Below are 12,162 nucleotides of genomic sequence, written 5' to 3'. Positions count from 1 at the left end.
TTATCGCGCAATGCGAGAAATGGGCGGCGCAGATGCGACGAGGGGAGCGGCACGTGGTGGGTGGGATCACTCTGTTGGAGGACGAGCCGAGCGGTGCGGGGGCCGCCGAGGCGGCGAACACGCCGCCCACGCCACCCCCTGCCGCGAAAAAGACGCAAGAGGCGGAAGAAGCCGCAGTCATCGCGCCTTCCGCCATGCCGGAGACCACCCCCCGCCACATCCGGCTGGTCTTCCTCGGGCTGATGCTCACGCTTCTGCTCGCGGCGCTCGACCAGATGATCGTCGCCACCGCACTGCCGAAGATCGTCGGCGAGCTGCACGGCCTGGAGAAGATGTCCTGGGCCGTCACCGCGTACCTCCTCGCCTCCACCATCGGCCTGCCGATCTACGGGAAGCTCGGCGACCTCTTCGGCCGCAAGGGCGTCTTCCAGTTCGCCATCGTCGTCTTCGTCATCGGCTCCGCGCTGGCCGGCTGGTCCCGCACCATGGACGAACTGATCGCCTTCCGTGCAGTCCAGGGCGTCGGTGGCGGCGGGCTCATGATCGGCGTCCAGGCGATCATCGCGGATGTCGTACCGCCCCGGGAACGCGGCCGGTTCATGGGGCTCATCGGCGCAGCCTTCGGCCTCGCCTCCGTCGCGGGCCCGTTGCTCGGCGGCTTCTTCACCGACCATGCCTCCTGGCGCTGGTGCTTCTACATCAACGTCCCGTTCGGCCTGATCACCCTCGCCGTCATCACCGTCGTACTGAAACTCCCCAGGCCCACCGTCCGGCCCCGCCTCGACATCCTCGGTGCGCTGCTGCTCGCGGCCGCCTCCACCTGCCTGGTGCTGCTGACCAGCTGGGGCGGTACGGAGTACGCCTGGGGATCGCGCACCATTCTGGGGCTCGCCGCCGGAGCCGCCGGAACGGCCCTGCTGTTCGTCGTCGTCGAGCACCGGGCAGCCGAACCGATCATTCCGCTGCGGCTGTTCCGTGACTCGATCTTCAATGTCACCGCGCTCGTCGGTGCGGTCGTCGGGGTGGCGCTGTTCGGCGCCGCCAGCTATCTGCCGACGTTCCTGCAGATGGTCGACGGCGCCACAGCCACCGAATCCGGGCTGCTGATGCTCCCGATGATGGGCGGCATCGTCGGCGCGTCCGTCGTCTCCGGTCAGCTGATCTCCCGCACGGGCCGCTACCGCGTCTATCCGATTCTCGGCGGCGCCGTCTCGGTGGCCGGCATGTGGCTGCTCTCCCGGCTCGAAACCGACACCCCGCGGTTCGAATACGGCATCGCGCAGGCCGTGCTCGGCACCGGGATCGGCCTGGTCATGCCGGTACTGGTGCTCGCCGTGCAGAACTCCGTGGAGCCCGCCGACCTCGGCGCCGCCACCAGTGCCAACAACTACTTCCGGCAGATCGGCGGCAGCGTCGGCGCCGCCGTCTTCGGGACGCTCTTCGCGGGCCGCCTCGCGGACGCGCTCGCCGTCCGGCTGCCGTCCGGCGCAGACCTCCCCGACCCGGAGTCGATCACCCCGCAGCTGGTCCATGCCATGGAGCCCGCGCTGCGCGACAGTTACATCCAGGCGTATGCCGACGCGATGCCGCGGATCTTCCTCTACCTCGTGCCGGTGCTCGCGCTCGGCCTGTTCTTCGCCTTCTTCCTCAAGGAGAAACCGCTGGTGTCCCATCACAGCCCCGAATCCGCCGCCGAGTCCGCACCGATTCCCGCCGCCCGCACCACCGCTGCCGCTCCGCCGCCGCCCGTGTACCTGTCGGGTGTGCCGGTGTGCGGCAGCGTCCAGCACCCCGACGGTACGAAGGTCCCGCGTGCCGCCCTCACCCTCATCGACGTCCAGGGACAGCAGGTCGGACGGGGCGCGAGCGGGGACGACGGGCGGTACGCGCTGAGCGTGCCCGGCGCCGGCAGTTACGTCCTCATCGCCGCGGCCGGCGGCCACCAGCCGCAGGCCGTCAGCGTCACCGTGGGCGAACGGCCCGTCGAGCTCGATGTGGTGCTCGGCGGTGCGGGACGCCTTGCCGGGATCGTCGTCACCGCCGACGGCATCCCGGTGCGCGACGCCGCCGTCACCCTCACCGATGTACGCGGCGAAGTGGTCGCGTCCACCCGCAGCGGCCGCGAAGGCGGCTATGTGATCACGGAGTTGGTGGCCGGCGAGTACACCCTGGCCGCCAGCGCGCCCGCCTTCCGGCCCGCCGCGCTGCCGGTGAGCGTGCAGGCGGCCAGGGAGACCCGGCAGGACATCGAACTCGCCGGTGGAGCGGTGCTGCGCGGCGTCGTACGGGCCAGCGGCGGCCGGCCCGTCGAGGACGCCCGGGTCACGCTCCTGGACGCGGCGGGCAATGTGGTCGACACGCTCACCACCGGGCCCGACGGCGCATTCCGGTTCGTGGACCTGTCCACCGGTGAGTACACGGTGATCGCGGCCGGGTATCCGCCGGTGGCCACCGTCCTCCAGGTCGCGGGTGGCGGACGGACCGAACGCGACCTCCAACTGGGCCACGAGGACTGACCGTTGCGGGGAACGGGCCGGCCGATGGCTTCACCGGCCGGCCCGGCACCGCAACGGCGTCGTACCGTGCGCGGCCGGGTGCGCCGGGCGCACCACCCCGGGGCCCCGCGAATGGGGCAGTAGCACCACGGCACACGGCAAGCCCGTCTGGTTCGAACAGGTGCTCAGCCGTATCCCGGCCCCCGGTCGCACACCTGGTGAAGGATGTCGCCACGGGCGGTGGATGCTCTGTGCGGTCTTGCCGCGGCCGCCCCGGGGCGGTAGTCCGTACCTGAGCGAAATGCCTCAGGAAAAGCGGACCCGGGAGTGCATATGGACGTGTCACAGCGTTACCGCGAGGCGTGGGAGGGCTTCTGGTCCGCCACCTCGGACGCGCCCGGTGAGGCGATGTGGGACGCCGACCCCTCCCTCAGCTCCGTACCCCACAGCGAGTTGCTCCTGCCGTACGCCGACACCTCGCTGCCCGTTGCCGACCTCGGCTGCGGGAACGGCACCCAGACCCGCTATCTCGCCACCCGCTTCCCCCGCGCGATCGGTGTGGACCTCTCGCACGCGGCGATCGCGCACGCACGCCACGCGGATCCCGACCGCGTCGCCGAGTTCGCCCAGCTCGACCTCGTCGACGCGGAGGCCGTGGCGGCCCTGCACGAGCGGATCGGCGACACGAATGTCTATATGCGTGCGGTGATCCACCAGAGCGAGGCCGAGGCCAGGCCCGCCGTTGCCGCGGCGGTTGCGACGATGGTGGGGGAGCGGGGCCGGGCGTTCGTCGCCGAGCTGACCCCGGCCTCCAAGGATGTGCTCCAGCAGGTGGCGCAGGGACCGGACGGGCCGCCCGAGAAGCTGCGCCGGGTCCTGGATCACGGTCTCAAGCCGGCCAGTGCCACGGAGGAGGAGGTGCCTCAGCTGCTGCGGGCGGCCGGACTGACCACGCTGGCCGGCGGTGAGACCGTCCTGGCCCAGACCGAGTATCTGCCCGACGGAACCCGTATCGACCTGCCCGCACGCTGGTTCGTGCTGGCCGCGTCCGCCGCCGTCGGCTGACATCGTCGGCCGACGGCACCGGGAGCGGCGGGCGGGGAGGTCATGGCAGCAGCCGTGGCCCCCGCTTCGCCGCGAGGTCCTCGACCCAGCCGAACAGCGCCACCGCCGCGGCGATCAGCACCCAGGCGACGGCGAACTGGAACCACACGCTGTCCAGCGGAAGATCCCGTTCGAGGGCCGGCACATTCCACATCAGGTCGATCAGCGGCACGCTCACCATCAGCGCGACCTCGTGCCACAGATAGACGGTCACGGCACGGGCGTTGAAGACCTTCACGATCCGGTCCGCCATGGCATGGCGGGCGAGCCACCCGAAGTCCGGCCGGAAGCGCAGCAGTGCTGCCAGGCGCCGATCACGGTGTTGCGATTGCCGACTTTGGCGTTTCCGGCCACCGCGCCGACCTCCGGGTCACCGAACGGCTGCACGAGCCGGTGCACGGTGCCGGGTTCGAAGACGGTGTCGCCGTCCGTCATCGCGACGATGTCCCGGGCCTGTCGGACACCGCGGCCTGGCGGGCGCTGCACATCACCGTGATGATCGGCGTCAACGACGTGGGCGGGGAGACGTTCACCCCCGCCGACGCGGCGTCCCTGCGCACCTTCACCGGGCGCAAGGGAATCGGCGCGCTCTCCCAGTGGGTCACCTTTCGCGATCAGGAGTGCACCGACGAGGACACCTCGAAGGCCGTCGACACCTGCAGTGGAGTCGCGCAGGAGGCGGGAGCGTTCGCGAGGGCGCTGGGCGGATGAGCGTTCGCACCGCACTCGCTCCCCTCACAGCCCGCTGTCACTTTGGAGCAGCGCCATCAGTTCCCGCGCGCCCGGGCTCATGGCCCGGGCCGCCGGCAGCACCACGACGCTCTCGTAGTAAGGCTGTCGGGGCCCTTCGAGCTCCACTGCCACCAGTCCCCGGGCCTCGGGCTTACGGGAGAAGTGATGCGGCACCAGCGCGACCCCCAGTCCCTCGTGCACCAGCTCCAGCAGGCTGTGTACGTCATTCACCTCCAGCCCCACAGTGCGCCGCATCCGTGCCTCGGCGAACGCCCCGTCCGCCGCCCGCCGCGGACCCCAGTCCGGATGGAAGTCGATGAAGGACTCACCGGGCAGCTCGCCCCACGCGACGCGGTCCGCCGTCGCGAACCGGTGACCGGGGGCGCAGAGGACGACCATGGGCTCACGCGCCAGCGGGATGAGCTCGCCTCGCCACTCGACGGAACTGACGGTCGCGGCGAAGGCGGCATCGAGCCGCCCGCCGGCCACCCCGTCCACCAGACTCGTGGTGCCCTCCTGGCGCAGCCGGATCTCCATGAGCGGATGCCTACGGTGAAAGGCCGCCAGCAGACGCGGAAGATGCACCCCGGGCACGCACTGCTCGACGCCCACCGACAGCGTGCCGCGCAGCAGTCCCCGTACGGCATCGACGGCGTCCCTCGCCGCTCGCGCCCCCGCCAGCGTGCGCTCGGCCTCCACCAGCAGGGCGCGCCCCGCCTCGGTCAGCCGCACACTGCGCGTGGTGCGGCTGAAGAGCGGGGTCCTGAGCTCCTGCTCCAGGGCCCGGACGGAGGCGGAAAGACCGGACTGCGAAACGGCGAGGCGCTCTGCGGCACGCGTGAAGTGCTGTTCCTCGGCGACGGCGACGAAATGCTCCAGCTGACGCAACTCCATGATTGAGAAATATAAGCGCTGAATCCAAGCGGAATCTCCTGTTGGACTGCTGGATGGTTGTCGGCGAACCTGGGGCCCTGCGCACCGCAACCGCCCCTCTTCCGTGGAGCCCGCATGTACCTCCCGTCCGCCGACCGCTACCAAGCCATGCCCTACCGGCGCACCGGACGCAGCGGACTGCTGCTTCCCGCGCTCTCCCTCGGCCTGTGGCACAACTTCGGCGGCGACCGGACGCCGGAGACCCAGGGGCAGATCCTGCGCCGGGCATTCGATCTCGGCATCACCCACTTCGACCTCGCCAACAACTACGGACCGCCGCCCGGCGCCGCCGAGACCGCGATGGGCCGCGCACTGAGGACGGACTTCTCCCGGCTCCGGGACGAACTCGTCATCTCGACCAAGGCGGGCTATCTGATGTGGGACGGCCCGTACGGGGAGTGGGGGTCCAGGAAGAATCTGCTCTCGTCGCTCGACCAGAGCCTCACCCGGCTCGGCCTCGACCATGTCGACATCTTCTACTCGCACCGCCCCGACCCCGACACCCCGCTCGAAGAGACGATGGGCGCGCTCGACTCGGCGGTACGTCAGGGCAAGGCGCTCTACGTCGGCATCTCCAACTACTCGCCGGAGCAGACCCGTCAGGCCGCCCGGATCCTCAAGGAGCTGGGCACCCCGCTCCTCATCCACCAGCCGCGCTACTCGATGCTGGACCGCTGGGTCGAGGACGGCCTGCTGACGGCGCTCGACGAGCTGGGCACCGGATCGATCGCCTACTCGCCGCTGGAGCAGGGCATCCTCTCCGACCGCTATCTGCGCGGCATCCCGGAAGGCTCGCGCGCGGCCGGCAACAGCCCCTTCCTGACGCCCGATTCGGTCACCCCGGAGCTGGTGGACAGGCTGCGGGCGCTCGACGAGGTGGCTGCCGCGCGCGGGCAGTCCCTCGCGCAGATGGCGCTCGCGTGGGTGCTGCGGGGCGGCCGGATCACGTCCGCCGTGGTCGGGGCGAGCAGCGTAGCCCAGCTGGAGAACAGCGTCGAGGCGGTCGGTGATCTGGAGTTCGCCGACGAGGAGCTGGCCCGGATCGAGGACATCCTCAAGGGCCCGGACCTCCGCTGAGCCGTGGGGCGCCCCCGTGGCCGGGGGCGCCGTCGGGCCCCGTGAATGGTCGGGGCGTACGGCTGTCGTGCTTGGCATGATGGCCCCAGGGATGACAAGAGAACCTGTCCTTCACCGGGAGTTACGGCGACGAGGTGTTCTCGCTGCGTTACATCCTCACCCATGTGATCGAGGAGTACGCGCGGCACAACGGCCACGCGGACCTGCTCCGGGAGGCCATCGACGGAGCCACCGGGGAGTGGTTTCCCTCCCGGTACCGTGCCCGCGCGGCCACGTCCGTGCTCAACCCACCGCAGATGTCCGCGCCTCGACCCGGTCGACGTAGCGGTGGGCCCAGGGCAGGGCCTCCTCCAGAGCCGCCGATACACCGAGCAGGAGGTCCTCGCGGCCCCATCCGGCCGTGAGCGAAACCCCGAGCGGCAGGCCCTGGGAACTCCAGCCCAGCGGAAGGCTGATGGTCGGGAACCCGGTGGCGTTCCCGATCACCGTGTTGCCCGTGAAGGCGGTCATCGCGGCCAGCTCCGCCGCCGGATCCGCGTCGTTGCGGAGCCGGCCGATGAGCGTCGGCGGGGTCGTGACGGTCGGGGTGATCACGATGTCGGCGTCCGCGTAGTCGAGCGTCCAGGCCCGCGCGCGGGCCTGGACGACACCGATCGAGGCGGCCAGCTCGCCCGAGGTGAACTGCTTCGAGCCGGCCCGGAGATGGCGGACGATCGGACGCAGGGCCGCCTCGTCGAACGCCATGGTCCTGGCCCCGACCAGCGCGGTGAACATCACCCGGAAGCCCTCGGTGAACTCGGGGTCCGGCGCCTGGTCCCGGGCGAAGACGGCATGGCCGAGCCCGGCCAGCGTACGGGCGGTGAGTTCGGCGGCGGCGGCGACCTCGGCGTCCACGGGCGCCCCCGAGACCGAGCCCTGCGCGAGCGCCACCCGGAGTCGCGGGACAGGTGCGTCGCAGGCGCGCTCGTAGCTGTCGACGCGGGGCGGATGCACGGTGCCGACTCCGGTACGGGTGGTCAGCGCATCGAGGAACGCCGCGGTGTCGCGCACGGTGCGGGCGAGCGGCCCCCGTACGGAGAGCCCCATCCCGTCGTTGCCGTCCGGGCCCGCCGTGACGAGCCCACGGCTCGGTTTCAGCCCGACCACACCGCAGGCGCTCGCGGGTGAGCGCAGGGAACCGGCGGTGTCACTGCCCTGGGCGATCGGCACCAGCAGCGCACCGACCGCGGCCGCCGCACCGCCACTGCTGCCGGCCGCGCTGCGGGTGAGGTCGAACGGACTGCGCGCGGGGGCGGACACCTCGGGCTCGGTGTAGCAGGCGGCCCCGAACTCGGGAACGGTGGTCTTGCCGAGGCTGATCAGCCCGGCATCGGCCATGACATCGACGATCTCGTCGTTGTGGTCGGGAATCCAGTCGCGCAGCAGCGCAGAACCCAGCGTGGTGCGTACGCCCGCGGTGGCCTCCAGGTCCTTGACGGCGGTGGGTACGCCGAACAGGCGCGGCAGTTCGGTGCGGTCCGAGGAGCGCAGGGTGCGTCCGGCCTCGGCCGCGGCGGCGCGGGCCCGGTCCGCCGACACGGTGGTGAACGCACCCACGCGGTCGCCGTCCTCGATCCGGGCGAGCAGATGGTCCACGACTTCGGTGGGAGTTGTGTCTCCGCGCTCGTAGGCGGTGGCCAGTTGGAGAGCCGTGAGGTCGTGCAACTGCGGCATGGATGCTCCCATTGCTGTTTCGTTACGCGTATCGATATGGTGACGGCATGGTGGTCGAGAAGGCAAGCACCCCGAAGAACGGCCGTCCCCGGGCGGTCACGCTCGACGCGATCCTGGACGCGGCGACCGAGATCGCCGACGACCGGGGTCTCGACGCGGTGACCTTCCGCGTGGTGGCCGACCGGCTGGATGTGTCACCGATGGCGGTCCACCGCACGACGGGCGGCATCGACGCGCTCCAGCACGCGCTGGTATCCCGGATCGTCGGCGAGGTGACACGGTCCGTGCACTGGCCGGACGACTGGCGCGGCGTCGTCCGGCTGTTCGCGGACACGCTCCATGACCTGCTCATGCGGCACCCCGTCATCCTTGAGGCGCACCGCCGCGCCTCCCTCGTCGGGCCCGGCGCGGACGACGTCGCACTCCGGGTCGTCGCCGCGCTGCAGACCGCGGGACTCGACGAGGAGGCCGCCGTGTACGCGTACGGCGCCCTGCACGACTTCGTCACCGGCCATGTGGCGATCCGCCTCGGCCGCGGCGATCCGGAACAGCTCCGACTCCCTCCCGAGCGCCGGGCCATGTCGGTGTTCGCCGACCACCACGACTACGACCGCCGGTTCGCCTACGGCCTCGACCTCGTCATCGGCGGGATCGCCGCTGCCGCCGTCCCCGTATCGCATGAGGAGCAGAGATGAACCCCTCCTTGCAGGATCTGCCCGAGACCGTCCGTCTGACGGCCCCCGGCGGGCGCCGTGTCGCGTACTGCTCGTACGGGGACCCCGCCGCCCCGCCCGCGATCGTGCTCCATGGCACCCCCGGCAGCCGTTTCGAAGGCATGGCGCTGCGGCAGTCCGCGACGGAGGCGGGCGTCCGTCTGGTCTTCCCGGACCGCCCCGGATACGGGGAGACCGACCCCGTGCCCAGCCGTGGCTTCCACCGCTGGAACGACGACTTCCTGGCCCTGCTCGACCACCTCGGCCACGAACGGGCACCGCTCGTGGCGATCTCGGGCGGCGGCGGATACGCGCTGTCCGCCGCCCAGGCGCACCCCGAGCGGGTGACGAAGCTGATCCTCGCGTGCGCCGCCGTCCCCGGAGCACCCCGACAGGCGTACGCACGCCGGATCCCGATCGTGAAGTGGCTGGACCGGCTGGTGCGCTGGGCCCCGGTGATCGCCCGGCCGATGCTCGCCGGAACGGGGATCTTCAAGCGCATGAAAAGCCGTGAGCCGCACCTCGATGCCTGGCCGCTCGCCGACCGACTGATCATGAAGGAACCGGAGTTCCAGGAGCTGTCGGAGCTGGACACCGCCGAGGCCCGGCGCCAGGGCATGGACGCGGCCATGGCCGATCTCGCCGGATACTCCCGCCCGCTGCCCGAGTCGCTGGGATCGATCCGGGTGCCGACCGTGTTCATCCACGGCGAGGCGGACGGCAACGTCCCCATCGAGGTGACGCGTTGGGCGCACGTGCAGATCGACGGCGCCGAGCTGCGCACCGTCCGCGACGGCGGACACCTGTTCCTCCTCGACGACCCCGACCCGCTCCTTCGGGAACTGGCCGGCCCGTATCGCGGCGCGACTGTCGCGAAAGGAGACAACGGGCAGCACTGACAACCCCCCTCCTGCCGGTGTGCTCGTCAGGGTCGCTGCGGGGGCCGTGCACGGCGACGGGGCCCGCGCGGTGGATCGCGCCGTCGGCCGGTATCGCACGGCAGCCGAGTCCGCAGACCGTTCGGGCCGGTGGACGCGGCCGGCCCAGGAGGTGCCGCGCGGAGCGTACTTGCTCAAGCGCACTTGAACGTTCTCGCGTGGCCGGCACGACGGTGATCGACAGCACCCCCCGTGAAGTCCCCGCCGCCCCTGGACGTTCGCGGCCCCTTTGCGACCCGACGGCCAGGACCGCTGCACGATCAGCGAGGTCGCCCGGTTCATCGGGCTCAGGGCTCACACTCCGCGCTGGTACGAGCGGATCGGTCTGATGCCGCAGGTGGAGCGGTCGCACGCCGGCCGGCGCCGCTTCAGCAACAGGGACCTGGACCGGCCCGCATCCGTGGGCAAGGCGAACTCGCTTGCGCGTCTCACGTGTTGAGGAACTCCGCACACCGATAGGGGCCCAGCGCGGCGCCTTCGGACGGCCGCAGGGTGACCTCGACGTCGTCGGTCCTGACCTTCGGGTCGAGCACGGACTGGGCGCGCGCCAGCGTGCACACCAGCTGGCCCGTACCCTGGTCGCGTCCCGACTCCGCATAGCGGCCGTCGAGGCGCACCGTGACGCGGGTGCCCGTTCCGGTCACCGAGAAGCCGGGGAGCTGGACAAGAGAGGTGAGCCCCTCGCGCTGCTCGGCGGGCGGCGGCCCCGACAGGAGCAGCTTCACCACCGCGTTGAGGTCCGTGACCTCCTTGTCGAGCAGGGGCACTCCGCGCAGCCCACCGGCGGACGCGTAGTACAGCCGCATGCCGCGCGTCAGCCCGGACGCGGGCTCGCCCGCGCCTATCACTCCGGTCGGCTGGACGCCGCAGCCCACGAGAGCGATCGCCAGCGCGGCGATCACGACCGCCTGCCGGACGTTCATTCCGTGCCCTCTCCTGTGCGTCGCAGGGGCAGCCGCAGCGTGAACACCGCGCCGCGCTGTGGTCCATCGGTCACGTCGGCCACGTCGATCGTGCCGCCGTGCAGCCGTGCGTTCTCCAGTGCGATCGCCGTGCCGAGACCGCTGCCCTGTCCGCTGTCGTCGGCCGTGCCACGGGTGCGGGCCGCGTCCGCCTTGTAGAACCGGTCGAAGACCCGCTCCCGAGCCCCCGGCGGCAGCCCGGGACCGTGGTCGGCGACCTCCAGCGTCACCCACTCCCCGTCGGCCTCGCGGGCCGTCTTGAGGGTCACGGTGACCGGCGGGGCTCCGTGCCGCAGTGCGTTGCCGACCAGGTTCGCGACGATCACGTCGATGCGGCGCCGGTCGACCACCGCCCGTACGCCCTCGTGGAGGTGCGTCTGCACCCGGTCGGTCCAGCCGCGCAGTGCCAGCGACGCCCGTACGGTGTCGGCGAGGTCCGTCTCGGCCGCGTTCAGCCGTACGGCCTTGGCGTCGAAGCGGGAGATCTCCATCAGGTCCTCGACCAGCCGGGACAGCCGTGCCGTTTCCGCGCCGACGGTACGGGCCGCCCGCGCCGCGTCCGGCGGCAGCTGGTCGGCGTCCTCCTCCAGGACGGTCGCCACCATCGTCATCGCCGCGAGGGGCGTGCGCAGTTCGTGCGACACGTCCGCCACGAAGCGGCGTGCCTTCGCCTCCTGCTCGCGCAGTTCCGTGTCGGAAGCCTGGAGCGCGTCGGCGGTCTCGTTGAACGTCGTTGCCAGGTCGGCGAGTTCGTCGTGCCCGGTGACGGCGACCCGGCTGCCGAGGTCTCCGGCCGCGAGCTCGCGGGTGGCCCGGCCCAGCTTCCGTACCGGACGAAGGACCGTCCCCGCGGCCAGCAGCGCCAGGACGGCGGCCAGCAGCACCACCGGGACGATGCCCTTCTGTACGGAGTCCAGCAGGGCGGCGGTGTCGTCGCGCTCGGCCCGCAGATCGGTGATCGTGAAGACCTCCAGGCCGGAGGTGCGGTGGTCCCCGTCGGCGAACGTGACAGGCGTGCCGACGACCAGGTAGGGCTCGCCCCGCCACTGCACCCGCTGGAACTGGGCGTCGTCGCCGGTCATGACGGCGGTGCGCAGCTCGACGGTGATCCGGTCCTCCGTGTCGGCGTACGAGTCGGAGACCGCGGTGAGGTCCTGGTAGCGGGCGACCACGATCTTCCCGCCGATGCCGTCCGACACCTTCGCCGCGAACCGGGACAGCGACTGCTGGTCGGGCGGTACGTCGAAGTCGGCGGCCACCGCGCTGACCCGCTCCCGGAAGTCGTTCACGGCCGCGTTCTGGGTGCGCTGGAGGACGGCGGTACGGGCGTCCCGGTAGGCGAGGGCGGTCGCGGTCACCGCGCTGATCAGGGCGACGACGACGAAGGTGACGACGAGCCGGACGCGCAGCCCGCCGACGAGCCGCCGGGAGCGCCGCTTCGAGGCGACGCCGCGCTCGCCCTTGTCCGTACGGTTCACAGCGGCTTCGTCCGTAC

10 protein-coding genes and 4 pseudogenes are annotated in these 12,162 nt (G+C 71.5%); 8 read left to right on the top strand and 6 right to left on the bottom strand.

What is annotated here, in order from left to right; genetic code table 11:
* Positions 1-53 precede the first annotated feature (53 nt).
* Positions 54-2,516 (top strand): MFS transporter, encoded by a 2,463-nt coding sequence (locus ACIPEK_RS29510; RefSeq protein WP_402002042.1) that lies wholly within the window; start codon positions 54-56, stop codon positions 2,514-2,516.
* Between the two features lie 312 nt (positions 2,517-2,828).
* Entirely contained in the window at positions 2,829-3,560 is a 732-nt protein-coding gene (locus ACIPEK_RS29505; RefSeq protein ID WP_402002039.1) for a methyltransferase domain-containing protein, read from the top strand.
* 40 nt (positions 3,561-3,600) lie between these two features.
* Here the strand turns inward: ACIPEK_RS29505 and ACIPEK_RS29500 are convergent.
* Positions 3,601-3,897, bottom strand: a pseudogene (locus tag ACIPEK_RS29500) (acyltransferase); the annotation flags it as partial.
* Positions 3,897-4,064: pseudogene (locus tag ACIPEK_RS29495) on the bottom strand (glycosyltransferase); the annotation flags it as partial. The pseudogenes ACIPEK_RS29495 and ACIPEK_RS29500, both read right to left, overlap by 1 nt.
* A 30-nt stretch (positions 4,065-4,094) precedes the next feature.
* Here ACIPEK_RS29495 and ACIPEK_RS29490 point away from each other — a divergent pair.
* Positions 4,095-4,310, top strand: coding sequence for a hypothetical protein (locus ACIPEK_RS29490; RefSeq protein ID WP_402002037.1), 216 nt, complete (start codon positions 4,095-4,097; stop codon positions 4,308-4,310).
* 24 nt (positions 4,311-4,334) lie between these two features.
* On the opposite strand, the gene ACIPEK_RS29485 is transcribed toward ACIPEK_RS29490, so the two are convergent.
* A complete protein-coding gene (locus ACIPEK_RS29485) occupies positions 4,335-5,225 on the bottom strand; it encodes a LysR family transcriptional regulator (protein WP_402002034.1) in 891 nt (296 codons plus the stop codon).
* Between the two features lie 114 nt (positions 5,226-5,339).
* Between ACIPEK_RS29485 and ACIPEK_RS29480 the strand changes: the two genes are divergently transcribed.
* Both ACIPEK_RS29480 and ACIPEK_RS29475 read left to right on the top strand, forming a co-directional pair.
* Positions 5,340-6,341 (top strand): aldo/keto reductase, encoded by a 1,002-nt coding sequence (locus ACIPEK_RS29480; protein ID WP_402002031.1) that lies wholly within the window; start codon positions 5,340-5,342, stop codon positions 6,339-6,341.
* 131 nt (positions 6,342-6,472) lie between these two features.
* Positions 6,473-6,580: pseudogene (locus tag ACIPEK_RS29475) on the top strand (DUF664 domain-containing protein); the annotation flags it as partial.
* Between the two features lie 43 nt (positions 6,581-6,623).
* Here ACIPEK_RS29475 and ACIPEK_RS29470 read toward each other — a convergent pair.
* A complete protein-coding gene (locus tag ACIPEK_RS29470) occupies positions 6,624-8,054 on the bottom strand; it encodes an amidase (RefSeq protein WP_402002028.1) in 1,431 nt (476 codons plus the stop codon).
* 47 nt (positions 8,055-8,101) lie between these two features.
* Between ACIPEK_RS29470 and ACIPEK_RS29465 the strand changes: the two genes are divergently transcribed.
* The 3 genes and pseudogenes from ACIPEK_RS29465 to ACIPEK_RS29455 form a co-directional block, all read left to right on the top strand.
* Entirely contained in the window at positions 8,102-8,749 is a 648-nt protein-coding gene (locus ACIPEK_RS29465; protein ID WP_383071392.1) for a TetR/AcrR family transcriptional regulator, read from the top strand.
* Positions 8,746-9,666 (top strand): alpha/beta fold hydrolase, encoded by a 921-nt coding sequence (locus ACIPEK_RS29460; RefSeq protein WP_402002025.1) that lies wholly within the window; start codon positions 8,746-8,748, stop codon positions 9,664-9,666. The genes ACIPEK_RS29465 and ACIPEK_RS29460 overlap by 4 nt, the downstream gene beginning before the upstream one ends.
* A 268-nt stretch (positions 9,667-9,934) precedes the next feature.
* A pseudogene (locus ACIPEK_RS29455) lies at positions 9,935-10,114 on the top strand (MerR family DNA-binding transcriptional regulator); the annotation flags it as partial.
* A gap of 19 nt (positions 10,115-10,133) precedes the next feature.
* On the opposite strand, the gene ACIPEK_RS29450 reads toward ACIPEK_RS29455, so the two are convergent.
* Positions 10,134-10,628: a hypothetical protein gene (locus ACIPEK_RS29450; RefSeq protein ID WP_402002022.1), complete on the bottom strand. Its 495-nt coding sequence runs from the start codon at positions 10,626-10,628 to the stop codon at positions 10,134-10,136.
* Positions 10,625-12,145, bottom strand: coding sequence for an ATP-binding protein (locus tag ACIPEK_RS29445; RefSeq protein WP_402002020.1), 1,521 nt, complete (start codon positions 12,143-12,145; stop codon positions 10,625-10,627). The genes ACIPEK_RS29450 and ACIPEK_RS29445 overlap by 4 nt, the downstream gene beginning before the upstream one ends.
* Between the last annotated feature and the right edge of the window lie 17 nt (positions 12,146-12,162).

It is taken from the genome of Streptomyces sp. NPDC088246, assembly GCF_044741025.1.
Classification (GTDB): domain Bacteria; phylum Actinomycetota; class Actinomycetes; order Streptomycetales; family Streptomycetaceae; genus Streptomyces.
The sequence above is the reverse complement of the archived record's forward strand: the minus strand, read 5'-3'. Positions and strand labels throughout refer to the sequence as shown.

What these genes read in the sequence shown, in the direction of transcription:
- ACIPEK_RS29470 (WP_402002028.1), bottom strand. Translation starts at nt 8,054, where the DNA reads ATGCCGCAGTTGCACGACCTCACGGCTCTCCAACTGGCCACCGCCTAC.
- ACIPEK_RS29490 (WP_402002037.1), top strand. Translation starts at nt 4,095, where the DNA reads ATGATCGGCGTCAACGACGTGGGCGGGGAGACGTTCACCCCCGCCGAC.
- ACIPEK_RS29485 (WP_402002034.1), bottom strand. Translation starts at nt 5,225, where the DNA reads ATGGAGTTGCGTCAGCTGGAGCATTTCGTCGCCGTCGCCGAGGAACAG.
- ACIPEK_RS29480 (WP_402002031.1), top strand. Translation starts at nt 5,340, where the DNA reads ATGTACCTCCCGTCCGCCGACCGCTACCAAGCCATGCCCTACCGGCGC.
- ACIPEK_RS29505 (WP_402002039.1), top strand. Translation starts at nt 2,829, where the DNA reads ATGGACGTGTCACAGCGTTACCGCGAGGCGTGGGAGGGCTTCTGGTCC.
- ACIPEK_RS29460 (WP_402002025.1), top strand. Translation starts at nt 8,746, where the DNA reads ATGAACCCCTCCTTGCAGGATCTGCCCGAGACCGTCCGTCTGACGGCC.
- ACIPEK_RS29450 (WP_402002022.1), bottom strand. Translation starts at nt 10,628, where the DNA reads ATGAACGTCCGGCAGGCGGTCGTGATCGCCGCGCTGGCGATCGCTCTC.
- ACIPEK_RS29465 (WP_383071392.1), top strand. Translation starts at nt 8,102, where the DNA reads ATGGTGGTCGAGAAGGCAAGCACCCCGAAGAACGGCCGTCCCCGGGCG.